Origin of the sequence: Methanospirillum stamsii (assembly GCF_003173335.1) — an archaeon.
GTDB lineage: Archaea > Halobacteriota > Methanomicrobia > Methanomicrobiales > Methanospirillaceae > Methanospirillum > Methanospirillum stamsii.
In genome coordinates, this window is record NZ_QGMZ01000055.1 from 1 (window position 1) to 26,769 (window position 26,769).

26 protein-coding genes are annotated in these 26,769 nt (G+C 42.4%); 10 read left to right on the forward strand and 16 right to left on the reverse strand.

Going from position 1 to position 26,769, the window contains the following annotated elements; genetic code table 11:
• Nucleotides 1-61: 61 nt before the first annotated feature.
• A complete protein-coding gene (locus DLD82_RS16965) occupies nucleotides 62-355 on the forward strand; it encodes a sensor histidine kinase (RefSeq protein WP_109942321.1) in 294 nt (97 codons plus the stop codon).
• Nucleotides 356-431: 76 nt separating this feature from the next.
• Here the strand turns inward: DLD82_RS16965 and DLD82_RS16970 are convergent, their stop codons facing one another.
• Both DLD82_RS16970 and DLD82_RS16975 read right to left on the reverse strand, forming a co-directional pair.
• Entirely contained in the window at nucleotides 432-2,213 is a 1,782-nt protein-coding gene (locus DLD82_RS16970; RefSeq protein ID WP_109942322.1) for an SLC13 family permease, read from the reverse strand.
• A 95-nt stretch (nucleotides 2,214-2,308) separates the two neighbouring features.
• Nucleotides 2,309-2,905, reverse strand: coding sequence for an acetate uptake transporter (locus DLD82_RS16975; protein ID WP_109942323.1), 597 nt, complete (start codon nucleotides 2,903-2,905; stop codon nucleotides 2,309-2,311).
• A 185-nt stretch (nucleotides 2,906-3,090) separates the two neighbouring features.
• Here DLD82_RS16975 and DLD82_RS16980 point away from each other — a divergent pair, with 185 nt between their 5' ends.
• The 5 genes from DLD82_RS16980 to DLD82_RS17000 all read left to right on the forward strand — a co-directional run bounded on the left by DLD82_RS16980 (nucleotide 3,091) and on the right by DLD82_RS17000 (nucleotide 9,036).
• Nucleotides 3,091-3,321, forward strand: coding sequence for a YwbE family protein (locus tag DLD82_RS16980; protein WP_245920490.1), 231 nt, complete (start codon nucleotides 3,091-3,093; stop codon nucleotides 3,319-3,321).
• Between the two features lie 175 nt (nucleotides 3,322-3,496).
• A complete protein-coding gene (locus tag DLD82_RS16985; protein WP_109942324.1) occupies nucleotides 3,497-6,316 on the forward strand; it encodes a cation-translocating P-type ATPase in 2,820 nt (939 codons plus the stop codon).
• A complete protein-coding gene (locus DLD82_RS16990) occupies nucleotides 6,313-6,972 on the forward strand; it encodes a potassium channel family protein (protein ID WP_109942325.1) in 660 nt (219 codons plus the stop codon). Before DLD82_RS16985 ends, DLD82_RS16990 begins: the two co-directional genes overlap by 4 nt.
• A complete protein-coding gene (locus tag DLD82_RS16995) occupies nucleotides 6,972-7,640 on the forward strand; it encodes a potassium channel family protein (RefSeq protein ID WP_109942326.1) in 669 nt (222 codons plus the stop codon). The genes DLD82_RS16990 and DLD82_RS16995 overlap by 1 nt, the downstream gene beginning before the upstream one ends.
• Nucleotides 7,641-7,914: 274 nt before the next feature.
• On the forward strand, nucleotides 7,915-9,036 hold the full coding sequence (locus DLD82_RS17000; RefSeq protein WP_109942327.1) for a response regulator: 1,122 nt from the start codon (nucleotides 7,915-7,917) through the stop codon (nucleotides 9,034-9,036).
• Between the two features lie 183 nt (nucleotides 9,037-9,219).
• On the opposite strand, the gene DLD82_RS17005 is transcribed toward DLD82_RS17000, so the two are convergent.
• The 5 genes from DLD82_RS17005 to hxlA form a co-directional block, all read right to left on the reverse strand.
• Nucleotides 9,220-9,966, reverse strand: a complete 747-nt coding sequence (locus tag DLD82_RS17005) for a hypothetical protein (protein WP_109942328.1) — start codon at nucleotides 9,964-9,966, stop codon at nucleotides 9,220-9,222.
• Nucleotides 9,967-10,021: 55 nt separating this feature from the next.
• Complete coding sequence (locus DLD82_RS17010; RefSeq protein WP_109942329.1) at nucleotides 10,022-13,312, reverse strand: lectin like domain-containing protein; 3,291 nt, start codon at nucleotides 13,310-13,312, stop codon at nucleotides 10,022-10,024.
• Between the two features lie 86 nt (nucleotides 13,313-13,398).
• Nucleotides 13,399-14,544: an MFS transporter gene (locus tag DLD82_RS17015; protein ID WP_109942330.1), complete on the reverse strand. Its 1,146-nt coding sequence runs from the start codon at nucleotides 14,542-14,544 to the stop codon at nucleotides 13,399-13,401.
• The gene (locus DLD82_RS17020) at nucleotides 14,541-15,068 is read right to left on the reverse strand and encodes a MarR family winged helix-turn-helix transcriptional regulator (protein WP_245920491.1); all 528 of its coding nucleotides are present in this window, start codon (nucleotides 15,066-15,068) and stop codon (nucleotides 14,541-14,543) included. The genes DLD82_RS17015 and DLD82_RS17020 overlap by 4 nt, the downstream gene beginning before the upstream one ends.
• A gap of 85 nt (nucleotides 15,069-15,153) precedes the next feature.
• Nucleotides 15,154-16,440 carry a 3-hexulose-6-phosphate synthase gene (gene hxlA / locus DLD82_RS17025; protein ID WP_109942331.1) on the reverse strand — a complete coding sequence of 429 codons (1,287 nt, stop codon included), beginning with the start codon at nucleotides 16,438-16,440 and terminating at the stop codon, nucleotides 15,154-15,156.
• 189 nt (nucleotides 16,441-16,629) lie between these two features.
• On the opposite strand from hxlA, the gene DLD82_RS17030 reads away from it, so the two are divergent.
• Nucleotides 16,630-18,243 carry a S8 family serine peptidase gene (locus DLD82_RS17030; RefSeq protein WP_219968498.1) on the forward strand — a complete coding sequence of 538 codons (1,614 nt, stop codon included), beginning with the start codon at nucleotides 16,630-16,632 and terminating at the stop codon, nucleotides 18,241-18,243.
• A 5-nt stretch (nucleotides 18,244-18,248) separates the two neighbouring features.
• On the opposite strand, the gene DLD82_RS17035 is transcribed toward DLD82_RS17030, so the two are convergent.
• Nucleotides 18,249-18,767 (reverse strand): nitroreductase family protein, encoded by a 519-nt coding sequence (locus DLD82_RS17035; RefSeq protein ID WP_109942333.1) that lies wholly within the window; start codon nucleotides 18,765-18,767, stop codon nucleotides 18,249-18,251.
• Between the two features lie 43 nt (nucleotides 18,768-18,810).
• Nucleotides 18,811-19,851 (reverse strand): DUF3821 domain-containing protein, encoded by a 1,041-nt coding sequence (locus DLD82_RS17040; RefSeq protein WP_146199849.1) that lies wholly within the window; start codon nucleotides 19,849-19,851, stop codon nucleotides 18,811-18,813.
• An 82-nt stretch (nucleotides 19,852-19,933) separates the two neighbouring features.
• Here DLD82_RS17040 and msrA point away from each other — a divergent pair, with 82 nt between their 5' ends.
• Nucleotides 19,934-20,410: a peptide-methionine (S)-S-oxide reductase MsrA gene (gene msrA, locus DLD82_RS17045; protein WP_109942335.1), complete on the forward strand. Its 477-nt coding sequence runs from the start codon at nucleotides 19,934-19,936 to the stop codon at nucleotides 20,408-20,410.
• 4 nt (nucleotides 20,411-20,414) lie between these two features.
• Nucleotides 20,415-21,311 carry an alkaline phosphatase family protein gene (locus DLD82_RS17050; protein ID WP_109942336.1) on the forward strand — a complete coding sequence of 299 codons (897 nt, stop codon included), beginning with the start codon at nucleotides 20,415-20,417 and terminating at the stop codon, nucleotides 21,309-21,311.
• Nucleotides 21,312-21,377: 66 nt separating this feature from the next.
• Here the strand turns inward: DLD82_RS17050 and rpl12p are convergent, their stop codons facing one another.
• The 7 genes from rpl12p to ftsZ all read right to left on the reverse strand — a co-directional run bounded on the left by rpl12p (nucleotide 21,378) and on the right by ftsZ (nucleotide 25,646).
• On the reverse strand, nucleotides 21,378-21,692 hold the full coding sequence (gene rpl12p, locus DLD82_RS17055; RefSeq protein WP_109942337.1) for a 50S ribosomal protein P1: 315 nt from the start codon (nucleotides 21,690-21,692) through the stop codon (nucleotides 21,378-21,380).
• A 49-nt stretch (nucleotides 21,693-21,741) separates the two neighbouring features.
• A complete protein-coding gene (locus DLD82_RS17060; RefSeq protein ID WP_109942338.1) occupies nucleotides 21,742-22,587 on the reverse strand; it encodes a 50S ribosomal protein L10 in 846 nt (281 codons plus the stop codon).
• Nucleotides 22,587-23,234, reverse strand: a complete 648-nt coding sequence (locus DLD82_RS17065; protein WP_109942339.1) for a 50S ribosomal protein L1 — start codon at nucleotides 23,232-23,234, stop codon at nucleotides 22,587-22,589. The genes DLD82_RS17060 and DLD82_RS17065 overlap by 1 nt, the downstream gene beginning before the upstream one ends.
• 61 nt (nucleotides 23,235-23,295) lie before the next feature.
• Nucleotides 23,296-23,772, reverse strand: coding sequence for a 50S ribosomal protein L11 (locus tag DLD82_RS17070; protein ID WP_109942340.1), 477 nt, complete (start codon nucleotides 23,770-23,772; stop codon nucleotides 23,296-23,298).
• Between the two features lie 100 nt (nucleotides 23,773-23,872).
• The gene (locus DLD82_RS17075) at nucleotides 23,873-24,355 is read right to left on the reverse strand and encodes a transcription elongation factor Spt5 (RefSeq protein WP_109942341.1); all 483 of its coding nucleotides are present in this window, start codon (nucleotides 24,353-24,355) and stop codon (nucleotides 23,873-23,875) included.
• A 5-nt stretch (nucleotides 24,356-24,360) separates the two neighbouring features.
• The gene (locus DLD82_RS17080; RefSeq protein WP_109942342.1) at nucleotides 24,361-24,552 is read right to left on the reverse strand and encodes a protein translocase SEC61 complex subunit gamma; all 192 of its coding nucleotides are present in this window, start codon (nucleotides 24,550-24,552) and stop codon (nucleotides 24,361-24,363) included.
• Nucleotides 24,553-24,557: 5 nt separating this feature from the next.
• Entirely contained in the window at nucleotides 24,558-25,646 is a 1,089-nt protein-coding gene (ftsZ, locus tag DLD82_RS17085) for a cell division protein FtsZ (RefSeq protein WP_109942343.1), read from the reverse strand.
• 290 nt (nucleotides 25,647-25,936) lie between these two features.
• On the opposite strand from ftsZ, the gene DLD82_RS17090 reads away from it, so the two are divergent.
• The coding region (locus tag DLD82_RS17090; RefSeq protein ID WP_109942344.1) for an IS1634 family transposase at nucleotides 25,937-26,769 on the forward strand (833 nt) is incomplete at its 3' end.

Consider the following 26,769-nt stretch of genomic DNA (forward strand, 5'->3'; position numbering starts at 1 on the left):
TTAAGCGAAGACCGACCTTCATAAATTATTCGGTTTTTTTAGGGGGGGAGCGGAATGGGAAATGAAATTTACCAAAACAATACAATATCCAAAGATAACCATCGGGTATTCATCATCAGAAAAGTTGGGGGGATATTATGTAAAGGACAATGGAATTGGATTTGAAGATCAATTCGCGGAAAAAATATTTGATGTGTTTTATAAATTAGATAAATCCGGAACGTATGAAGGAACCGGAGTCGGACTTGCTATCGTAAAAAGAATTATTATTAAACATAATGGTCTTATTCAGGCTCATTCAAAGTTAGGTTCTGGAGCAGCATTTTATTTTACTCTTGAAAAAAAGGTGTCTTAACCTCCCGGAGTAAGAAACCTGAATGATAATAAATGTAAATCCCGAAAGAATTTGTAAAGAATGAAATTATTGGGCATTACATCGGCCAGAAATAAAGAATAAGGGGTATTGTAACAATCACTATCACAATCTCAAGTGGAAGTCCCAGTTTCCAGTAGTCTCCAAACCGCAGACCCGAAGGCCCCATTACCAGGGCATTAGATTGATGGCCTACCGGAGTCAGGAAAGAACTTGATGCACCCACAACGATTGCCATGAGAAACGGGTCTGGTGAAACGGCAAGACCGGTAGCGATATTATAAGAAATCGGTGCCATAAGGACTGCTGTTGCAGCATTATTGATAAGAGCTGAGAGAAACATGGTAACTATCAGAAGAATGACCAGTAATGTAACCGGAGTCAGGAGAAATTTGAATGAAAGCAGAGTGGAAGCAATGAGCTCTGCTCCTCCGGTATCCTCCATGGCCTGTCCCACCGGAATAAATGCCCCAAGGAGGATTATTACCGGCCAGTCAATACTCTCGTAAATTTCCCTGACTGGTACTAGTGATACCATGACCATGATGAGTGCTGCAATGGTAAAGATAATCTGGACCGGAACCAGTCCCATTGCCGCTATAATGATGGCTATAGCAAAAATGCCAACTGCCTCGATAATTCTTCCTGAACCAATTTTTAGTCCTCGTTCAGCCAGAGGAAAACATCCAAGAACTTTTATCGCTTCCCGTAATGTTCCGTCTGTTCCCTGAAGTAGCAGGACATCACCAGCCTGAAACATAATCTCATTCAGGCGTTGTCTGAGTATTACTCCCTGTCTGGAAACGGCTAATAGGTTTACTCCGAACCCTGCCCGTAAATCGATATCTTTTACTGTGGATCCAATCGCGGGAGAATCGAGTTTTATGGTGGCTTCCATCAGGATGGTATCACCGGATTCAATCAATTCACGATTGATATCTGCATGTTCTTCAAGAATAAATCCGGTAGTATTGAGAAAAGCTTTCAAATCTTCAAGTGCTGACTGAACAATCAGGATATCTCCTGATTTAATTCGTTCATACATATATGGTACCGGACGGGAGAATCCACCCCTGATGAGCTGGACAATAGTTACTTTGGCATTGGTCGCTTTTACAATCTCCCGAAGAGATTTTCCTGCATATTTTGATTCTTCCGTAACCCTGATTTCCGTAATATAATCATGAATGTTAAAAAAATCATCACGTGATCCTGGGGGAGTTCGTTTTGGGATAAGTCTCCATCCGATAATTGCCATAAATAAAAATGCAACCAGCGAAACTCCAATACCAACCGGTGAAAAATCAAACATCCCATATGGCTGGCCCAGATGTTCCTGTCTGAATGCAGAAATAATAAGGTTTGGCGGAGTGCCGATAAGAGTAATCATCCCTCCTAATTGAGAACCAAATGCAAGAGGGAGCAGAAGTATAGATGCCGGGACGAGACTTTTTCGTGCCATCTTTAACCCGACTGGCATAAGAAGTGCAAGAGCTCCGACATTGTTCATAAACGCAGAAAAAGTGATGACAAGTCCGGTAAGGACTGATACCTGAAATGTCGGACGATTGCCTGCTTTGTAAAGAAAACCTGTTAACAGCTCAACAACTCCGGCATTTAAGAGACCACGGCTGATGATCAGAACTGCAGCGACAGTGATTACTGCCGGGTTTGCAAATCCATAAAATGCCTGATTCCATGGAACAACCCCTAGAATGGTTGCAATACAAAGACCTAACAAGGCAACAACATCATATCTGAACCGGCCATTAATAAAAAGTACCAGAGAGAAGAACAATATTCCAAAAACGATGAGTTGATTGAGAGTAATCGGAATCATTGAGTATCTTATGCAGATATTGTTCGTATGGCTATATATTACCTGATATCTTCAGATTTGTCAGAAAAAATTTAAAATTGGAAAAATTAAAAAAATTAAACCGGCCAGACCGGCCAGACAACTTTGCCATAGGCTTCATTCAGAACCTGGGCCAGACCTGTGTATATTGCTGAAAACCCACATATTATTCCTTCTATTCCGGCAATTCGGGTAATTTCCTGAATGCCGGTTATATCTCCGATTGCAAGCAGGAAGAACAGAATAGCTAGAGATGCGAAAACAAACTGCATGGCACGGTTGAACATCAGAGTTCCAAGAAACATTATCGAAGTAAAGATTCCCCACATAATAAGGTATGATGCCATGGCAATATTTCCGCCAGTTCCTTCAGTCAGTCCTGCGACTGGAAATATCAGAATTAATACCAGTGAAATCCAGAAAAGGCCATACGAGAGAAAAGCCGTAGTACCAAATGTGTTATTCTTTTTCCATTCCATAAGTCCTGCAATTATCTGAGCGGTCCCTCCGTAACAAAGACCCATTGCAAGGATCATGGATCCAAGCGTAAATAATCCTGCATTATGTAGATTTAGGAGAACTGTAGTCATTCCAAATCCTAATAATCCCAGTGGAGCTGGATTGGCTGTTATCTCAGAGAACTGCATTTTTGTTGCTGCATCCGTTGTTGTCATACTTCCTCACCATTTTATGTACCATAGGGAGATGAGAGAAAAATTATCCGGTATTCTATATGAGTGTATGTGTAATTTTTCCATCATCAGCACAGTGATAATGGAAGATTATTTCTTCTGTGAAATTCTATTTCATAAGGTTTTCATATGGATAGTTATGTCTCTTATACTCTGCGGGTGTTCGTGTGATTCAAAACCTCCCGCAGTCTGCTTCCATCGGAGAAGGGAAGCAGAGATCAAATATTAAACCAGGTTTATGTGTTGATATTATTCAAAAGCAGGATCAGAGAAGTGGAAAAACAACCCGGGGAGAAGTAAGGGAAATCCTGACCAATTCTTCGATGCATCCGCATGGAATAAAAGTCAGGCTTGTTTCCGGACAGGTTGGTCGGGTTTGCTCAATTATTAAGGAATAATCTTTTCCCTTTTTTTTATCCTCATTTTATGACAACTGACGGTTTTTTTAGCTTGTTTAGTTGTTAAAAATCCTATTTTACCTAAATTGAGTTATTGAGGTATCAGTTCTTTTTATTATCTCGGAGGTAAAATGCACACTTATACTGGGATCTATCTTTTTCAGGATATGGGCATATGGACCGGGATAAAGGAATCAATAAAACTGATACTCGGGCAGAACCTTCATTGTCTTCTTCAGTTTCAGAAGTTTACTCCTGGTACCAGACAAATTCTCATGGTCTTTCTTTTTCTGAAGCAGAAACCCGCGTTAAAAAATATGGAAAAAATACCCTGGAAAGAACCCGGAAAAAGTCCATATATATCAGGTTTTTGAAAAATTTCTCTCACCTGATGGCCATTCTTCTCTGGATTGGTGGAATTGTGGCATTTATTGCAGGAATGCCTCAGCTTGGTGTCGCAGTCTGGATGGTCAATCTCATTAATGGTCTTTTTTCATTCTGGCAGGAATTCAGAGCCGAAAAAGCTGCAGATGCTCTTATGAAATTGCTTCCGGTAAAAGTCCGTGTTATTCGTGAAGGTCAGTCCATGGAAATTTCGGCTGAAGATCTGGTTCCGGGAGACCTTATGGTATTATCTGAAGGAGACCATATCTCCGCTGATGCACGACTGGTTGAAGCCTCACAGCTTCGGGTTTCCCAATCAACTCTTACCGGAGAATCCCATCCGGTGAAAAAGATAGCAGATCCTTTTTTTGGAACAGATCTCTCCAAAATCGAATATCCAAACTATGTATTTGCCGGAACAAGTGTAGTCTCCGGAACCGGCCTTGCAATAGTCACAACAACCGGAATGGGGACTGAGTTTGGAAATGTCGCTCATCTTACCCAGGGAATAGAAGAAGATAAGAGTCCTTTGCAACAGGAGATGGTGCATGTTACCAGAATGGTGACCATTGTTGCAGTAAGCGTTGGTTTCCTCTTCTTTCTTATGCTTATCTCCCTTACTCAGGTGAATCTTGCTGAGAGTTTTATTTTTGCTCTTGGAATGATAGTTGCATTTGTCCCGGAAGGTCTTTTGCCCACGGTAACCCTGGCCCTGGCACGCGGATCTCAACGAATGGCAAAACGACATGCCCTCATTAAACGACTATCTGCCGTCGAAACTCTTGGCTGTACCTCTGTTATCTGTACTGACAAGACCGGTACCCTGACACAAAATGAGATGACCGTGAGCCGGATATGGCTACCAGGTTCAAATTTTCATGTAACTGGTGTCGGATATGAACCAAAGGGGGATATCACACCAGAACAGGGAGAGTTCACACCTGAAATACAAACCCGATTAAAACAATTTCTTATTGCAGGAATTCTCTGTTCAAATGCCAGATTGATTCCTCCAAAGCCGGATGGTACCGGATGGACTATTCTTGGAGATCCGACTGAAGCTGCTATCTTAGTTGCTGCTGAAAAACTGGGTATTCGGTATGAACAGGAAAATCATGAATTTCCTCGTGCTCGGGAATTTCCTTTTGATTCCAGGAGGAAGCTCATGAGTACTATCCATCTTGGAACGGAGGATCAGGTTGTTTATCTGAAGGGAGCCCCAAAAGCGGTTCTTGACATCTCAACATCATACTATGAAGGTTCTGATAAACGAGAACTTGAACCCGAGATGCGAGCTGGAATAATTGCAGTGAATGATTCATTCGCAGAACAGGGTTTAAGAGTACTTGGGATTGCCATGAAAACTCTCCCATATAGCGGATCTTATGAAAATCCGGAGGAGGTAGAGCATGATATGACTTTCCTGGGTCTTATTGCCATGATGGATCCTCCAAGGCCGGAAGTTGCAGAAGCAGTAAAAAAATGTCATCATGCCAGGATACGGATCATCATGATCACCGGTGATTATGGACTTACGGCAAAAAGTATTGCCCGCCGTATCGGGATTATCACCGGAGACAATCCCCGGATTGTAACTGGTGCCGATCTTGATCAGATGTCTGGAGAAGAACTTAAAAATGCCTTAAATGACGAAATTATTTTCGCCAGGGTAGCTCCCGAACATAAATTACGTGTTGTCGAAACCCTCCGTGAGTGCGGGCACATTGTGGCAGTTACCGGGGATGGAGTAAATGATGCACCCGCTCTTAAAAAAGCAGATATTGGTGTTGCAATGGGAATTTCCGGAACGGATGTTGCAAAAGAAGCGGCAGATATGGTCCTTACCGATGATAATTTTGCATCTATCGTTAATGCCGTTGAAGAAGGAAGGGCAGTGTATGCTAATATCAAAAAATTCACCGGTTACATTTTTACCAGTAATACTCCGGAAGCAGTTCCTTTTATCCTGTTTGCATTTAGTAAAGCCAGAATCCCTCTAGCTCTTGATGTAATGCCCATATTATCTGTTGATCTGGGAACCGACCTTGTGCCCGCACTTGCACTTGGATCTGAACCTCCGGAGCCGGGGATCATGGATAAACCACCAAGAAACCTCAAAGAACATGTGATAACCAGGTCGCTCTTACTCAAATCATACCTCTGGCTTGGTCCGATTCAAAGTATTGCAGTTATGTCTGCCTTTTTCTTCCAGTACTGGACACACGGATACTGGGGTCAGATCTTCGATCTTCCTGCCGAAGGCCCTATTTATCATTCTGCAGTCGGAATGGCTCTTGCTGCAGTGGTAACCACACAAATAGGAAATGTTCTGGCACATCGGACTGAACGATCTTCTATTTTTTCCATTGGTTTTTTTTCAAACAGGATGATATGGATTGGTATTGCCAGTGAACTAATTATCATCCTGATAATTATTTATGTTCCATTTTTCCAGGAGATCATAGGTACTGCTCCATTTCCCGTTGAAAATTGGCTGTTTCTTTTTGCCTGGGCCCCTGCCTTGTTGCTGGCTGAAGAACTCAGAAAAGGTGTTTTAAGAAAATTCGAAAAAACCCGGGTAAAAATAGAAAATACAGGAGAAATCGCATGAAACTTATTATTATCGGATGTGGAAGGATGGGCTCCGGACTTGCACTCCGGCTTGTCCGTGCTCATCATGATGTAACGGTAGTTGATCATGATTCAAAAGCTTTTGAACGTCTGGGCAAGGGTTTTACCGGGCATTTTATTCAGCGGGATGCATTGGATCAGGAATCATTTTATGGAAGTGAAATTGACAAAGCAGACGGACTCGCTGCTGTTACTGGTAATGATGCGGTAAATATTGTAGTTGCACGGGCAGCAAGACAGCTGTTTCGTGTGCCCAAAGTAATTGCAAGAACTCATGATCCCCGGTATGCAGAACTCTATCATAAACTCGGAATACAGACGGTGACAAATGTTAAACTTGGGATTGAGCGAATTTCGGAGATTCTTACTTTTTCTCATCTTGATATAATACATGGAATAGGCAATGGAGAAGTAGGCATTGTCCGGTATGAAATTCACCCAACTCTGGCCGGACACCAGGTAAAAGACCTTACCGTTCCCGGAGAGATTATTGTCATTTCATTGACCCGGAAAGGGAAAACCAGCATACCGACGCTTGGCACAACATTTGAAAAAGGAGATATTGTTCATATAGCGGTTGAGGAACAGTCAGTTGATCGCTTAAAAGAAGTCATGCAAATAACCGGAGGTGGATAATGAGTTTATCTGTTCTCATTGCAGGAGGTGGAAAGGTAGGTACCTATCTTGCAAAAATTTTGTTATCCGGCGGTCATCAGGTAACGATTCTTGAAGGTGATAAGGAGGATTATGGGAGATTACAGCATGAATTTCCTGATTCTCTATTGAAATTCGGGGATCCAACAAGTCCGTTTCAACTTCAGGATGCAGGAATCAAATCGGTCAACGTGGTTGCTGCAGTAACCAGATCTGATGAAATTAATTTGGTAATAGCCAGTCTTGCAAAATTTGAGTTTAGGGTAAAAAGAACCATTGCCCGGGTAAATATCCCGAAAAATTCATGGCTTTTTACCAGAGAGATGGGTGTGGATGTTACCGTTAACCAGGCTGATATCATGGCCCATTTAATAGCGAGGGAGATGTCTGTCGGAGATATGATGACTATGCTTAAACTTCGGACCGGAGAATATTCTCTTGTTGAAAATATTGTGGCAGATAGTTCTGAAGTAGTGGGCAGAGCGATAAAAGATATTCCATTTCCCCAGGAATGTGTAATATCAGCAATATTACGTAATGGAAAAATCGTTATTCCCCGGGGTAATGTCATTCTTTCTCCTGGTGATGAAGTGCTTGCGGTAATGAATGAATCATCAATCGAAAAAATGCAGAAGTTGCTTCGGGGATAAGAATATTTTTATTTATTATTTTATATATTTAAAATACTAATAAAATATTTTTTGCTATAGGTGAATATTACTGGTGAGGTTTGATTATTGTTTTTACTATTAGAATATGGAAAATGATAGAAATAATGGTAGATAAGACTCGAAAAATTTTTAAATTTTAAAAAAACTGAAAAGTAAAACGAAATCTTTTTTCATGAAAGAGTGGTATTGATACTTTAGTCAGGATATACATCAGGTCAGATTCTTTCTTAGTGACCAGAGGTCTCTTAGCACCATGACAATTATTAAATTACTGCTCGTGGATGACCAGGAAGAATTATTAGATATTACCCGGATATTCCTGGAAAAAGGAGGGGACATTATCGTTGACACCAGTACCTCCGCTCTGTCTGCAATAGAAATGCTGAAGGATAATAAGTATGATGCTATTGTTTCGGACTATGAAATGCCTCAAATGGATGGTATTGATTTTCTCAGAACCATCAAACGTCTTGGTCTTGAAAAACCATTTATAATTTTTACCGGAAGAAGTCGTGAAGATATTGTTATTGAAGCGTTAAATTCCGGTGCAGATTTTTATCTCCAAAAAGGGTCTGAACCAAAGGTCCAGTTTGCAGAACTTCGGAATATGATTCATCAGGCAGTAATGCGAAAACGGGTAGAAGAAGCACTGATTCAGTCTGAAACAAATTATAAAACCTTGGTTGAATCTACTCAGGATTCTATTTACATGGTGGATAAACGTGGCCGGTATCTGTTCATCAATTCTCATCATCAGGAAAGACTGGGAATTACCGGGCAAGAATGTCAGAAATATTATTATGATGATCTTCATAACGAAGAAGAGAGTATCCATTTTCTTGGACTTATTCACCATGTCATTGAAAAAGGAATTTCACTTCATGATGAATACCAGAAAAATAACCGATGGTTTGTCAGAACCATAAGTCCGGTAACAAATGAAATATTAGGTATGACAATAGCAGCAACGGTTATTTCAACTGAAATTACAGAGACCAGGACTCTTGAAAAGATCGTTCATTCTCTTGAAGAGCACTATAAAATTCTCGTTGAGGCAATGCATGATTCGATTTATACGGTAGATAAAGATTGCAGGTATCGTTTCATGAACTCTCATCATCAGGAAAGATTAGGAATTAAAGGGGATTATGTTGGTACATGGTACGGGAGTTTTCACGATTCTGATGCAACTGATCGGTTTAGTAAGCACATTCAGACTGTGGTGGAAACAAAACAGTCTTTATGCGAACGATATTATGAAGAATCACGGGTTTTTATCCGGACATACAGTCCGATAATAAATGAAATTTCACATGAGGTTGAAGAGATTGTAATCATCTCAATCGAACCCCAGGATAGATACCACAATACCTGAATAATGGCAATTATATAATATTATTTTTATATTTCATCTTATCTGTTTTTCTTTTTTGGTCAAATATGCATCTAATTCATGTTCAAGCTCCGTTATGTCCCGTTCTACATGAATCGTAACAGTGGTCCGTGAAAATTCATCCATAGGATCTGTATCCAGATTATCGGAAATGGAAAAAAGGTTTTATTCTCTGATTATTACATCAACGTTTTCAGAAAAAGGATTTGTGCGGACTGCCAGTGAATAAAGATAAGGATAATTTGTTTTAAGGTATTCCAGATAGGTAAGCCAAGTTGGAATCATAAGGGAGTATCCACGGGTGATATCTCCTGACAAATGATGAATATCACTATCAGGCAGATTCATGCAATCTCCCCGATATCGTAATTCATCAGTCAGATGAAATATGGCCTGGAGAAGATCCGTAAAGGATTCATGTTCAAGAAGCATTGGGTTTTCAAGCATTCTAATCATCAAATCTTCTTTTTGAAGAAGCATTTCCCTTAGAGATACCAGGTTTTCACATGATAGGGGAGAGTAAAAGTGAAATTTCATCGCTTCTTTTTTCTTTCTTAAAAATGTAACATGATCCCACGTTGAAAGTGATGAAAAAAAATCAGTTTTCATTTTTAATTCAAGATCATACGAAGCAAAAACCCTCATAAGAGGAACTCCTATTTCAGAAAAAAATACTCCGATGACCATATTAAGTTTATTCAGTTTATTTTTCATGGCCTGCCGTTCAAGCATCTGGTGGAGAATTACTGTTACCAGTAATACTTCAACAGGAAGGAAGGCAAGATCATGGATGGTATAAATTAGAATGTGATGAAAATCATGAAAAATCTCAAAATGAAGGATAAACAAAAGAATAGAAGAACATAAAAGACTGAGTGCAAACAAAACCAGCCAGTTACGATTTGAGATCATATATGCAAATCTCTTTTTCTTTCCGACTTAACTCTTTCTTAAATATTTTGGAGGATTAAGATGCATAGAGAATGCCCGGACTGGTAGAGTAGAGCCAGTATCCGTGCCCTGAACGTAAGTTCTGTTCATCACTGTTTTTTCCAGATCCTCCCCGGATAATAATATCATAATATTTTTGGGTGCTTTCATCAAAACCTACCAGGTATTGCCAGGCATCTCCCAAAGAACTCATTGCATCCTTTGCCTTTTCAGGACCAGTTCCTCTTGACCCTATTGCATTCCACCCGGTCTCAATATTCTTCGATCCTCCACTAATGGGATCAAGCCAGAGAGTCGTATCAACCCTGTTCTTTGAATAGATCCAGTATCCGGTAACCGGATGTAATATGGTATTCCGGGTAATCTTTGTCCATCCTGCAGAAAGATTCGGGTAGGTAAATAGTGAGTGACCATCTGTCTCTACATTAGCAAAAATTTCTGCAGTATCTGTTCCTGAGGATAATGTTTGAGGAGGGGTAAAAAAATTCCAGCCAGGTAAAAATGTCAGAACATATGAATTTCCTGTGCCGGTTACGGTAATATATTGTAATTTAATCTCTACATCAGTTCCCTTCGGACCAGAGACTGTCAGGTTTACATCAAATTTTCCGGCTTTTGTGTAGGTATGGACCGGATTTATTTCCGCAGAAGATTCTCCATCTCCAAAGTTCCATAATCTGCTCTCGATTGAACCCAGAGACTTATCGATGAACTGAACGGTGAGTGGCATTGCTCCGGTAACAGGAGTTGCCTCAAAATCTGCTGATGGTGTAATCGAATCAGGCACAGCAAGGGGGAGTTCATCTACATTTTCTCCTCCGATACGGTATACTTCATCACAAAACCCATCTCCGTCTTCATCCTGATGAGTTTCAGAAAATCCTGTTCCATCCGGAGCAGCCCAGAAATTTCCGCCAATATAAGGCCCAAGAACGATATTTGGTCCGTTCATCTTTTGAGCATTCCAGGTTACTTTTGTATCGGACGTGAGAGCCACATTTTGCGTATTATTCAGAAAATTATCGTAGACAGTAATTCCTGTTCCGGTTAATGATAGTCCGGCATTCTCATTTTCTGCAATAACATTCCCTTTAATTACAGAATTATATCCCGACACCATCCTGAGTGCAGGTGCTCCGGTGGTCCATACAATGGTATTGTTCGTAATATCGAGATATGATCCGGATTCAGAGTATACTGCAGAACTGGATGAATTCCAAATGATATTATTTTCCAGCGTTCCACCGTTTACATTTTCAAATCTGACTCCGGCATAATTCTCAAAAATCCAGTTATTTTTTATTATTGCATTATCTCCTCTGACGGCTATTCCCGGACGTATTGCCGTTTCTGACCATGCTCCGGTAAGAGAAAAGTTATCCAGGGTGACTCCGGCTGCCGTAATGCTCACCGGTGTTCCGGTGAATTGTGAATCAATGATTGGTTTTTGGTCATCATCAGACTCAAGTCCCTGAAGAGTCACCGGTTTTGAAATGGTAAGTTGTTCAGGATAATATCCATATCTGACAAGAATGGTTGAACCCGGAGAAGCTGTATTGATTGCTTCCTGGATAAGAGAATGATCATCTGGAACGGTGATGGTTGATGGTTGTGAAACAGTGACATAGTCATTTTTAACCATTTTTGATTCTCCTTCCGGAGTATCACTCACCAAAGATACGGTATATGTTCCATTCAGATAATAGGTATGAACAGGGTTTTGCTCTGTTGATGTCGAGCCGTCTCCAAATTGCCAGAGCCACCGTTCAGGTTTTCCTGATGAGGTGTCATGAAAAGAGACTGTAAGCGGGGCACTTCCACTTACCGGTTCTCCATAAAAATCTGCTTTCGGGCCTGAAACAAGGATGTATCCAGCCCTTATGCAAACATTGGCCTGGGGATTCCATGCGGTAAGGTCTGACCAGGCTCCTTCAGATGTTTTTACGTAGCTTTGTCCTGATGATGCCGTTGCTTTACTACTGTATCCCTCAACCGGATATTCAACAGGTATAGGAAAACCATAATCCGGGGTATAGATATCGATAACAATGGAAAATTTCTGACCTTTTTTAACTTTAACCGGAATATCAAATCCTATTGTATGGTATCCGGGAATATCAAAAGTCTCACTCTGTGAGATCTCCGCATCAGAGTTTCCAGTCGGTCCCTTTTCAGGGTCAAGATAAACATGAGCAGTAATGCTGGTTTTTAACTGGGCGGTGTAAATTCCAGCACTGGTAAGTTCAATATCTTCAGTGGCGGTAAAAACATTCGCTGCAGAGGCTTCTGAAAAGCCAAACCCAAAACTGTTTACCCATCCGAGGGTGTCATATCCGTATGTACCATCGCGGTTATCGGTTGCAGCAGAAAAACCTGTAAGATGTTTACCCACAAGGGTATCGTAATATGAAATATAAAAAAATCCCTCATCTCCCCAGTTTGTTCCCCAACTGTTTGCACATAAAAATGCTCCATCTCCGGCAGGCGTATCAGAAAAAGAACTGGCAGGGTAGTTGTCATCCCAACCGATGATAGAAATGGCGTGATTTGGGGTGGTTCCTTCAGGATTATAGTATGAGGAAGTTTCTTCGTTATAATACTGGTTATCGAATAATATTGTTGTGTACAGGCAGCCCAGGTTGACGATTCCCCATTTTACTTTTTCATTATCAGTAGCGTCTGACCTTCCGGGAATCATTGGCACATCACTTACCAGGTTTTCTACCGGCAGGTTTCCAGGTGAGACAAATGAATAGGGATTATATGGATCGAGTTTTTCAGGTACCGGGCCGGATTCACGAAGAAAATATGCCGCCGCCATGAGGTCATTACCTCCGTCAGCAAAGTCAAATCCCTGTGGATCATAAACAGAGACATGGTTTTTTAGATTGTTTTCTGAAAAATCTTTGGAAACTTCCGGGAGAATAGAAGATTCAAGGGATTTTATTGAAGAAAAATCCCAGCAACTGCCGCTCTGACCCTGATCTCGGATTTCAGGGACCCTGTTAGAATCTCTTAAATCAAATGTTGAGGGATAATCAGTTAAGATTCTAAATGTACTGGAAGTACTAATTTTTTTCCCGATAAGATGTGAAAGATTAACCGGACTTTCACGAAGCATTCCGCTTCCACAACAATACGTATTATCAATTGTTTCATTATCAGCAGCCGTCACATTAAGCTGCCATGATTCTGATAGTGGAGCAAAACTTCCCTCTTTTTCATCAGCACTTACTGAAAAAATTGAGAAATTTATTATGATCAGTATACTGAAAAGAATCCAATATATCCGGTTATTCGATATCATTTTCCCCTCATCCTGGTATGATTATATTTTCTCATCATACATAATAGATATTTCATAAAAAAGAGGAAATAAAAGTATCAAAAAATTTATTGATGAATTGTTCTTCCGGGTGTTTTTACCAGAATGAACAGGATTGTTGCGATAACCAGAATAAATGGAAATATCTCCAGACTTGCATATAGCCCGAACCGGTCAGCAAGCAGTCCTGAAAGAGATACTCCTATTCCTCCGGCTCCCATGGCAATGCCCAGGAATAATCCGGATATTAAACCCACTTTCGAAGGCATCATCTCATGGGACATGGCAATGGTCACAGAAAATGAAGCCCAAAGCATGAATCCGAAGATCATCATAGATAATATCAGGAATATTCCGTGAGTTAGCAGGATTGCAGCAAATGCTGGAATTGAGAGAAGTGTGGTAATAACTACCACTTTCTTTCTTCCGATTCTATCTGAGAGAGTACCTCCACTCATCTGTCCGGCGACTCCGGCAAGAAGCATGAGGCTTACCAGCATCGTTGCTTCAAGAAGGGGATATCCTTCGAGAACCAGGTACGTAGGCAGAAAAGTCATAGATCCAAAAGTTACCCAGGACCGGAGGGTTGAACCGGAGAAGAGAAGAATTACCGGTCTCCAGTTTTCTTTCTCTCCGGTCTGTTTTTTAGACTCAATCTGGCAATTATCAGATATCGGGTGAAGATACAGGAGAAATGCTGCGATTACCGCAGGGATTATCAGCCAGACTACCTGAGGAACTCCACCGGAGGAGAGAATTATTCCTGCAATGATAGGGCCTAGTGCCATTCCAAGATTTCCCCCTACCACAAAAAGGGAAGTTAATTTTCCTCGTGAACTTCCGGTTGCAATCTGGCTGACTTTACATAGGGCACCCGGATGGAAACTTGCATGACCAATACCTGAAATTATCACACAAACCAGCATAAGCAGGTATAAATTTGGGACTAATCCCAGGAGCGAAACACCAATACCAGATAAAAGGATGGATAGTCCGACACTAACCTTGAGCCCTTTTTTATCTGCAAGATATCCAAATAACGGTTGAAGGAGGGACGAGGTCAGGCTGTGTACGACTGGTAGAAGGGCTGCTTCGAAATATCCATACCCATACATGGTGATGAGGACCGGCTGAAGTGCCATTAAAACAGGAGCGTAAATATCGTTTACAAGATGGGCGATAGTCAGTTCACCGACTCTTCTTAGTGGATTCATGTATTCAGCTCCCTTGGTTGACATTTGGATGATTTTCTCCCGCATAATGAGAGACTTTCTCTTACCTCTTCGATTCGTTCATCATACACTGATTCTACAGCAATTAAAACGCGTTCCAGCATGCAAAGTTCATCGGGAGAAAGTAAGCCAATTCGATTGATAATTTTCTGGTAAACCTTTTCATGAATAATTGCATGATTGTCATATGCGGTTTTTCCCAAAGGGGTAAGTTTCAGAGAGATCTCTTTTTCATTTTTTTGTCCTCTGACTTTTGTTATAAGTCCACGTTTTGATAATTTTGTTAATTGCTGAGACGCTGCACCTGGTGTGATACCAAGAATTTCTGAAATGTTTCGGCCATTACTCTCTGGATTATCACCTATTGCCTGCAGGAGGTGAATATCAGAAGGAGAGATAAGTTGATCGATTCCAAAATTTCTGGGAAGTTTTTCCGATTCATTCAGTTTATTTATGATTCGCATCCAGACCTGGTACAGATCCCGAAATTTTTTATCATCATCCATAATGCTTAGTTACTAAATGATTTAGTAACTATATATTTTCTGCGGATAAGAGACGTATAAAATATGAGAAAAGAAGAAAAACAGATTATTTTTTTTCCCAGCGGATAAGATTCATTACCTGGGAGAGGCTCTTTCCCCGGTGCAGCTCTTCCCGGATTCTCAGTTCAGTATTATAAACCTCTTTAGCCCTTCGGGTAATTTCATAAGCACGGGTTTTAGGAATAACAACAACACCACTATCATCCCCAATGATCCAGTCTCCCGGGTTTACCGTCTGTCCGCAACAGGATATCTCGGCCCCTATCTCTCCAAACCCTTTGGGTTCACCTGCATTGGGAGCGAGTGCCCGTACCCAGATGGGAAATTTCATCTTTCTGATATCATCAATATCACGTGCTGCTCCGTCTATTACTACGCCGGATATGCCCCGATTAATACAGGAGATCGTAGCAAGTTCTCCCCATGGTGCAATGCGTGTTCCCTGGTCATTATTGATGACAATGATATCCCCTGGCCCGGCCAGATCAATTGCTTCAACCGGTTTTGCCCAGTCACCGGCAAAAGTCTGAACTGTTACTGCTTTTCCAACCGCTTTTGTTCCCTGACAAACAGAAAAAAGCCCGGTCATTGCCCCCTTCCTGTGCATAGCATCTGATACATTGGATGAAGATACCAGGGTGAGAATTTCACGAATCTCCTCATCCTTATTTTTAGAAGGACCTGAGTAGGGCAATGGTTTGTCCATAGCTTCGCGGATTCTGCGCGTAGAACCAGAAACATCGGAAGACCTGATAATTGATCCCCCAACAATCACAATTTTTGCTCCGGCTGCTATTGCTCCGGGGGAGGTTTTTTCAGATATTCCACCTGCTGCTGCTACAGGAATGGTTACTTCATGTATAACTTTAAGCAAGAGATCAAGCGAGTCGGTTCCGGTCATCTGCTGATCTATGCCGGTATGGGCACAAAGATAATCTACTCCCAGTTGTTCCAGTTCTGATGCTCTAATAGCAGGATTGGTGACAGAAATCAGGTCAGCCATAATTTTGACGCCATATTTTCGTGCAGCTCGGACAGATTCGGCGATGACAGAATCATCAGATGCACCAAGAACACAGACAATATCCGCTCCTGATTTAGCAGCCATCTCTACTTCAATGGCACCGGTATCTGCCGTTTTCATGTCCGCAATTATGGTATGATCCGGATATGTGGCTTTTAATGTAGAAACTGCCCGCATTCCTTCACTCTTAATGAGTGGGGTTCCAGCTTCCAGCCAGTCCGCACCACCGGCAACTGCTTCACCGGCAATAGTCACTGCCCTGTCCAGTTCTACAAGATCCAGCGCGACCTGGAGCACCGGTCGATTCATAGAATTACGTCTCCTGTTTGTAAGATAACAGTTCCCGTTTTTTGTGTTATCCATGCTTTTTTTCATTCATGCGAATGACAACAGAGAAGATACTTAAATCTCTCTGAATTGATAGATCCTAGTACATCGTGTCTGGTGAAACGATTTGAGTGGGGGATGAATATGCATTTCGCGCATCTTACAGTAGTAGTGAAACTGTTAATTTTATCAGGATTTCTTATAACCGGCTTTTCATGTGCAGTTCTTGGTGATGAACAAAATGTCACTCCGACAGTTCAATCACCGGAAACAACCGCTGCATATGTTCCAGGCGAACTGATTGTAAAATATAAAGATGGCAGTGTTGCCGCTCTTGCTGCAGAGGGAACTGGTCCGGTAGCTCTTGAGGCACTCGGAGCCGAAGTTGCTACGGATTTTTCAGCTGAAGGATTATCTAATCTGCAGGCTCTGGATATCTCAGGTTCACTCTCGGTAAAAGAGGCAATTGAAGAACTGGAGCAATCTCCCTATGTGGCATATGCTGAACCAAATTTCATCATTTCACTGTCACTTCCAGAGACTGAACCAGCGAATGAGAATGATACTGGTGAAATATCTGCACTATCTTATCCTAACGATCCAAAATTCTCAGATCAATGGGGTCTTACCAATACCGGACAGACCGGTGGGAAGAGCGGGGCTGACATTAGTGCCGCCAAAGGATGGGATATCACCACCGGTTCTGATTCTATTGTAGTTGCTGTAATTGATACCGGTGTGGATTATACTCATCCGGACCTTGCTGCAAATATCTGGACAAATCCTGGTGAGATAGCAGGTAATGGCATTGATGATGATGGAAACGGGTACATCGATGATGTTCATGGGTACGATTTTATCAATAATGATAATGATCCTATGGATGACAATGGTCATGGAACCCACTGCGCCGGAGTGATAGGTGCAATTGGAAATAATGGTGTGGGTATTGCAGGATTAAGTTGGAAAGTAAAGATTATGCCCCTTAAGTTTCTCCGGGCAGATGGAAACGGAGATACTGCTGCGTCACTGAATGCAATTGCATATGCCCGGCGGATGGGTGCAGATGTAATCAGTTGCTCCTGGGGGGGAACTGCAAAGAGTCAGGCATTAGGGGATGCTATCTCGTCAACAAATGTATTATTTGCCTGTGCAGCAGGAAATGCCGGATCGAATAATGATATAACCCCTCATTACCCTTCAGGATTTAGTTCGGACCAGATTATATCTGTGGCAGCCTCAGACGATGATGATGGAATTCCATCTTTCTCAAATTACGGGGCCAGTTCGGTTGATCTGGCAGCACCTGGTGACTGGATCATGTCTACCTATCCGACTGCTCTGGGTCATCAGTATGTGAAGATGAAAGGAACATCGATGGCTACACCACATGTTGCCGGTCTTGCAGCACTTCTTCTGTCAAAGGATTCTTCTCTTACTCCGTCGGCCCTGAAAACGAAAATTTTGAGTAGTGTTGATAAATTATCAGCATTCTCCGGAAAAACAGTTTCAGGTGGCCGGATTAATGTACTTAAGGCTCTCGGAGGAGGTTCATCGTCAGGAGTTGTGGCACTTCCTGGTCAGAGTAATGCTCCAAAAGATCTGAATGGTGATGGAAAATACGAAGACGTTAATGGAAACAGCAGGACTGATTTTTCAGATGTAGTATTATTTTTTAAACAGATGACCTGGATAAGTTCAAATGAACCGGTTACTGTTTTTGACTTTTCCGGAAATGGAAGAATAGATTATACTGATGTAGTAACGCTGTTTAAATCAATATAAAAAAATTATTTTTTATCTACATCTGGTGTCCACTGGTTTGTGAAGAAAATTTCTTTGCCTGGTTTTTTCTGGGGCACATGTACTTCTTTTGGGAACCCTGCCGGAATGAGAGAAACAATGGAATAGGGCTCTGGTATCTGAAGTAATGAGGCGATTTTTGGTGCATATTCCTTTTTGTCACCAGCAACCCAGCATGTACCTACTCCATATCCCTGAAGACAGGTAATCATGTTCATAGTAGCAGCAGAGCAGTCTTCAAGATAATATTTTGCATTTTTGTCACCGCAGGTGACAAAACACACTGCAGCATCAGCAATGAATTTTCCATGATCCGTAATTGCTGCAATTTGTGAGAGGAGATCGCGGTCAGTTACTACTCCCAAAAGCCAGGGTTGTAAATTCATTGCGGTTGGTGCTAAACGTCCGCATTCCAGCGTTTCCTTGATAATTTCATCATTAATTGGAGTGTTTGTATATGATCTGACACTCCTCCGGGATTTGATAATCGTTGATCCAAGATTCATGAAATATACTGGTAGGAATGAGTAAAAAAGGATCCTGTTCTTTTCATGATCTCCGGACTAGGATCATAAAAAGAATTCCCCCAAGAATTGGTAAAAATCCTATTGGGGATTGAGTGGTTTCAGGTAACGGGGATGTTGTTACTGGTGGTTCTTCTGAAGGTACAGGTGTTGCAGCGGGAATTGTTGTGTTGGGCATTGTAGTTACAGGCACAGGAGTCTGTTCTGTTTTTTGAACCGTTGGAAGAGGTGTCTTAGGAATTACAGTGATGGTAGGAAGAGGAGTTATAACTCTTGTTACTTCTTTAACTGGCAACTTCGTATCTGCGCTATCTCCGATTTCTATTGCAACATCAGATTTAATGAGGGGATTTACATTCTGAATGAGAACTTCCATTGTTTCAGATACGCCCTCCCCAATGTCCGGCAGATTATCCTTAATCCGGTTCATAGAAAGTTCTGCACGAACGGTCCAGGTTCCGGTATCAACACCTCCAGTGCTCCAGACAGGTCCGGTATTGGTAAGAGAGGATGTAAGAGGTATTCCCTCTAAACTGAATGATCCGGAAGGACCAGATACTGAGGAATATTTCGCTCCTTCAGGACTCATAAGGACAACATCTGCCTGGCCAGACGAACCACCCCGTGAATTTGCTTCAAAAACGTTAGAGGAAATTCTGAAAGAGATGGCATCTCCCCGGGGGATCCATTTTCCTGTCCCATCAAAGTCTGCAGTTTCATCATATACCCGGATAGATATTTTTGGTTGTTTTACCTGGAATACCGGGATTTTTCCTGGCCAGGTGTACCAAAGTCCTTCTTTTCCGGAAAAGGTAGAGGGAGATACATAAAAGGAATCAGGTGAAGAGATGGTAACAACATCAGTTGGTTCAGAAGTGACAGAACTACCCGGAGCCCACCATCCAATCCGGTCACCGTCAACAACTCCTGAAGCGGTGATATCAAGACCCTCCTCACCAAGAAAAACCGTTCCCCCCGCCCGGATGGAGGTGAGTTCTCCGATACATGGAACACTGATTAGTGCAAGAAATAATAATGCCACTCCAACTTTTATGATATTGTTCATAATGAACAAATGAGGTTTTGAGTATATAGATTTCACTTCTGATACCAGTCACTAAATAGTCACTATGATATAACTTTATTATATGGCCTTCGCCTTTTTTGCAGGAGGATGTTTTTGGGGAATGGAAGCCGTTTTCCAACAAATTCCTGGAGTAATCCGGACCCAGGTTGGGTATATGGGAGGAACTACGCAGGATCCTACCTATCAGGAGGTTTGTTCTGATTCAACTGGTCATGCTGAAACGGTTGCAATAGAATTTGATTACACAAAAATTCAATATCATCAACTTCTGGATATCTTTTTTTCTAATCACAATCCTACAGAATTAAACAGGCAGGGACCTGATATTGGAACACAGTACAGGTCAGTAATTTTTTATACCACCGATGAACAGAAAAATATCGCTGAAAAATTCATTCGTGATCTGGAAAAATCCGACCTTTATGAAAAGAAGATAGTAACTCAGGTGCTACCGGCTCCGGAGTTCTGGCCTGCGGAAGAATATCACCAATCATACTTTCAAAAAATTGCCCAACGGTACGGGCCAGGGAATTTGTGAATTTATGAAAAAACTAAAAAATTTCTATTTTATCAACCTTTGTCTTATAATTATAATAATTTCAACCGGGATAGTATCCGGGAAAACCGAGGAACCCAATGCTATTCTTATCAGTTGGGACGGAGTGTCAAAAGATCCTCTTTTGGAACTGATGGATTCAGGAAAATTACAAAACCTTACTGGAATTTATAAAAACGGTAGTTTTGTGAATCTTTCAATCACGGATCATTTTCCTGATACTATGTCTGGTCATGCACAGATGCTAACGGGATATCCTCCTGAAATAACCGGAGTGTTTAAGAGCATGCGGTACAAGGAAATTCCTTCCGGGCTTACTTTGTTTGAACGACTTGAGGATAGTCTTGGTGAAGATACCATATTTACCGGAATTATTGCATCCCAGGAGAAAAGTCTTGGTTCATTACATGGTCTTCCTTTTTATCATGCCGGAAAGATAGTTGATTATTATTATGATAAGAATAGTGATGCAGGACTGGTCGGGTCAGTAGCTACTGAAGCAGTCCATCATTTTGCTAACCAGGGACGGTTTTTTATTTTTATCCATTTCAGGGATGCTGCAGATTCAGGATACGCATTCGGAGCAGGAACACAAAAACAACTGGACCAGATAATCAATGTTGATGCCGGAACCGGGATGATTCTGAACGCAGTACGGGATGCAGGTGTTGCAGAAAACACGATGATTTTTATTACTACTGATCACGGGTTTAATTCCGGTCAGACAGATGATGCCGGGCAAAATGACCTCTGGTTAATTACAAATGAACTAGGTCTCAATGAGACTGGTGACCAGAAGGATATCGTTCCGACTGTACTTCAGAAGATGGGAGTGCCATTTGAGAATATCACTCCGGTGTATCCGGGGATCTCCCTGATATAACCAAGTAAAACTATTTTTAATAAATCAGTATAAAATCTGATTTCTCGTGTAAAAAAAAAAGAAAATTTATCCGAACAGGGCACCGAGCCCTGCCATTCCACTTTCTTCTTCAGCCTTCTTGTCTTCTGCCGGTGCTTCTTCTGCTGCAGCAGCTGCTGGTGCTGCTCCACCTGCTGGTGCTGCGGCTGCGACTGCTACCGGTGCTGCGGCTGCCTTGCTGATGGCCTCTTCAATGTCTACACCATCGAGAGATGCAACAAGTGCCTTGACACGTGATTCGTTGACAGCGATACCAGCGGCAGTAAGTACTGCCTGAACAGAGGATTCGTTGATCTCCTTTCCTGCTTTGAAAAGAAGGAGTGCAGCGTAAACATACTCCATGATTATTTCACCTAAATTTTCCGATTGTTCGTATTGTTTGCATCCGGTATTACCCGGTTATGTTCTGAAGAGCCATAGCCTGAGCCTGAGCTCTTCCAAGAACAGCGTCTATTACATCATTGCTTGCGACTGCAGCTTCGACAGCTACTCCACGTGCTTCACGCACAGCCTTCGTTATGATGGCGCCGGCAGTATCCTTGGTCGGATAGCAGGCATTCACAGAGAGGTTGAATGCATGAGTTGCAGCGGAAATAATACTGTTGTAGAATGCAGTCTCGTCGATCGCAAGGACATCTGCTTCATAAACGCTTCCTTCATAGAAAGCTGCCTGAAGAGCAAGACCGACATCCATCGGTTTGATATCAAGCTTTACGAGGGCATCAGCAAGTTTCTTGTTGATTTCCTGACCGGCTTTTACCACCGTTTTTGTTTCACGAATGGTAACTTTTCCTGCTTCAATTGCTGCAGGAATACCGGCCTGCTGAAGTTCTCCTACGATCGGACCAGGACGGAAGCTGGTCGGTCCTTTTGAAATGACGATGTCTTCCGGTGCAGTCTCTCCCGGACGTGCTGCCATCTTTGTTTTCGTCTTTTCAAGCATGCTGTACAGCTTGAAAGGATTTTCATTGGTAAAGATGAGAGCGGAATGTCCGGAAAGACGCGAAGAAAGCTCACCGAGATCCCCTTGCTCACCGAAAGCGTGTTCGATGAGTGTGTTACGGGTCATCTTCAGTTCGGCTTTCCCGCGAAGATTTCTCCTGATATCCTGCACCTGTTTAGCCGGGATACCATACATATCAACAAGACCTACCAGTTTGTATTCACTGGCAAGACGTTTGATCTCTGATATCTCGTCCTTTTTCCACTGGGGCAGATGAACGGTATATAATCCCATTATAATTCCACCTTCACTGATGGCCCCATGGTTGTCTTTATGTAGACCGACCTTACCTGGAAGTCACCCATCTCCAGTTTTGACAGAATACGCTTGAGGACTGCATCGATATTAGCTGCAATTTCCTCATCACTCATCGCGGTTGATCCGATTTTGAGTGAGAATGACATCTTGTCTTTGGTACGGATTTTTACGGATTTTCGTAATCTTTCCACGATGGGACGAATGTCCATTCCTGCTGGAATCGGCTGAGGCATACGGCCTCTTGGACCCAGTCTTGGACCTAACCATCGTCCGACAAGACTCATAACTGGCGTTTCTGCAAGGAAAAACTGATGCTCGGACGCAACTTTACGTGCTTCACGAGGGGCTCCTCCAAGGCGCTCAATCTCTTCCGGTCCCATGATGAGTTCAACGCCGGATTCTCTGGCCTGGGTTACTATGTCTCCAGAACCAAGAACGGCTATTTTGACAACTCTACCATTTCCGTGAGGAAGGAGAATCGTCTCATCAATACGGTTTTTCGGCTGAGACATGTCGATATTTTTCAGGTTAATGGTCATATCGACACTCTCGGTGAATTTCCGTTCAGGCGCCTGTTCTTTTGCCTTTTTCAATGCGTCAATAAGGACGCTTTTCTCTACCATCAGGTTCCTCCATAGTGATGCGACCGTGCCTTAGACGATCTTCTATGGTTACTTATCGATCCTATCCCACGAGAACTGCGTCATGATTTCCCGCATCGATCTCTTTGAGCATCTCTTTGGGTTTTTTGCCTGAAACCGTGATACCAAGCGAAACGCAGGTACCGATTACTTCCTTAACCGCATTTTTCAGGTCGTAAGAAAGCATATCATCAAGTTTCATTTTGGCAATCGTGACAGCAGACTCAAGTGACAAGTCCCCGACAATATTGGTATTCGGCTCTCCGGAGCCTTTTTCAACGCCTGCTTCTTTCATGATGAGAGCGGTTGTTGGCGGAATACCAACTGAGATGGTGAAATTTTTCTTTTCATCCACTTCAACGCGAACAGGAACCTGCATACCATTAAAGGATGCAGTCTTCTTGTTGATCTCATCAACGACAGCTTTGACGTTGATACCAAGAGGACCCAGTGCCGGACCAAGTGGTGGTCCGGCTGTTGCTTTGCCACCGGGTACTAGTACCTCGACTACTTCTGCCATTGTGTATCACCAGTCAGGACATCGAATGTCCATCTGGGTTCATTAAGGTTGGAAGGATAGATAAAAAAGAATATGCCTGAATGATAGTAAGGGTTTTTTCCTACTGATCATCTTCTCCACGGTCTATGACGCGGACATGATCTCCGCGAACCGTGATGGGAATAGGCAGAACGCTCTCGTATAATTCTACGGTAATTTCTTCTTTTGAAGCGTCTACCCTTTTAACAACCGCTTTTTCACCTTTGAACGGACCGTTGATCAGTTCAACTATAGTGCCTTCATCAATGCCGCTGACTGCCGGTTTTGGTACCAGGTAGTGGCCGACTTCCTCCAGTGTTGTGGCTCCGGCGAGTACAGTGCGCGCACTGGGGACCCGTTCCATCAGCTCCTGAACCCTGGCGAGCGGTTCGTAAGTTTCTACAAGTACGTATCCTTTGAGTTCATCAGGGACAATTACTGACATAACCCGGATATCATTATCCACTTCCCGCACCGCCTTCTCTATATTGTCAGCGACCGACCGTTCTGCCCGGTTTGTGGTCTTTACCGCATAAATGCGGCTGAGACGGTGTTCTGTTTCCATGTTGATCAGGCCGGGAGTACGAGGAAGAGTTCGTAAATTATGAACCCGATAATACCGATCAGCACAACACCTGCCGCAGCCACCAGAGAGATTTTTGTAAATTCATCTCTGGTTGGAAAACGGGCCAGTTTGAGGATACGCACATATTTGCGGAACAGTTCCTCGTTTAAATTTATGTCCAGTTTGGGGATTTCCATATATATCACTTCAGAAAATCAATCTCAAAGTGTCTCTGAAATTTCGGGTTATTTTTTTCATTCCTACCATATATTTGTGGCGACCGAACCCCTGTCAGAATAAGGAGTGTCCGGATGGTATTCTGCATGGTAGGATCAATTTGTGCACCCCAGATAATACGTGCATCCGGGTCAATCAGGTTATATACCTCTTCAACAACTCCTTCCGCTTCTGCCATGGTCATATCCGGACCTCCAGTTACATTAACCAGAGCTGAGGTAGCGCAGGAGATGTCAATGTCCAGAAGGGGAGAACGGATTGCTTTCCTGACTGAGTCTGCAGATTTATCCTGGGCGTCACTCTCACCCATACCGATCATTGCAACTCCGCCCTTTTCCATGACTGCACGGATATCTGCAAAGTCAAGGTTCACGAGACCTGGGACGGTAATGAGTTCGGTTATTCCCTTAACTGCACGCATAAGGACTTCATCAGCTACCTTAAATGCTGCATAGAGTGGAAGTTTTGGAACTACTTCAATAAGGCGATCATTAGGGACAACTATTACCGTGTCAGCCACATCGCGGAGACGTTCAAGGCCTGCCTCGGCGTTTTCCATTCTGATTGCACCCTCTGATGAGAATGGAAGTGTGACTATTGCGATAGTAAGGGCGCCTTCTTCATGGGCAGCTCTCGCAACAACCGGTGCACATCCGGTTCCGGTCCCACCCCCAAGACCGGCAGTAATAAAGACCATATCTGAATCTTCTACTGCTCTCCGGATGTCATGTTCACTTTCAAGAGCTGCTTCTTCTCCGACCTGTGGGTAAGATCCGGCACCAAGACCCCGTGTCCTTTGCCGACCAATGAGGATCCGATGATCTGCCTTAACGGTAGCAAGATGCATGGCATCGGTGTTGATGGCATACAGAGTAGTTCCGGCAATGCCTTCATCCATCATCCGGGTGATGGTGTTGGATCCCCCTCCCCCGCACCCGACAACCGATATACGGGTGTTCATGGTCCGGAGAATAGCATCCAGGTCGCTATTGTTCTGCGGAGTCATTTGCTCTGCTTTTGCCCGGTTTAATGCTTCTTCGACGATTGATTTCATTATCTGCCCCAATCCGTTCTATTTAAAATGATCTTTATATTTATATGAATATATGGGGAATAATAATATTTCAGGACGTTGTTTTGTTTGATTAGTTCATGAAAATTTAAATTCAGGAAAAGAGCCTAATCGTAGCAAAAATTTCAAGAGTTCAGAATTCTTATCAGAATGTTGGTATGAAAAAAGAAAGCGATGATATTGTAACCGATACTCGGCAGCAATGAGTGTTACAAAACTTGAATTTAGTACAAACATTTAAATCTGAGTACGTTGTATACTCTTTTTGAATAATGTCCATCGTTGATGATTCAAATGTAACAATAGCTCATTTAGGGATCGTTTCAGGGATAATTGACAAACTTGGAATCTGTGAATATATCGACCGAGTTATACCAAAAAAACGCAGTCACAATGTCACTCATGGTCAATCCGTCAAAGCATTACTACTCAATTGTTTAGGTTTCACTGAACGTCGACTTTACCTAATGCCAGAATATTTTGATGATGTTGCCACGGAACGACTGATTGGTGAGGGTATCGAATCAAAGCACCTGAATCAGTATTTATTTGGTGAAACTCTCGAAGCAATAGCCGCAGCAGGTCCTACAGAGTTATTCACAGGGATTGTCCTTGAAATCCTTGATAATCTTCTCCATGGGGTTCTTCGACTCCATTATGATACGACAACCATCAGTGTAACAGGTGAATATGATCGAGACCTGAATACCCGATTGATTAAACTGGTTCGTGGCCATTCTAAAGATCATCGTAATGATTTGAAGCAGTTTGTCCTTTCTTTAGTAACAGATCAACGTGGGATTCCGGTTTTCATGGAGCCTTTATCCGGAAACATCTCTGATAAAAAGACACTAATCCGAACCATTCAAGAAGTGCGTAAGAATCTCAACACTGAACAGACAATTTACCATATGGCTGATTCAGCCCTTTACTCTGCTAAAATGGTCCAGGAATTAAGTTCTCACTGTTACTGGATAACTCATGTCCCTGAAACCATAAAAGAGGTAAAAAATATCCTTAAATCAGACGTTGAGTGGATTCCGTGTTTGGATGCCAGATATAAGTATGCTGCTTTCGATAGCAAGTATGGCGGTATCGAACAAAA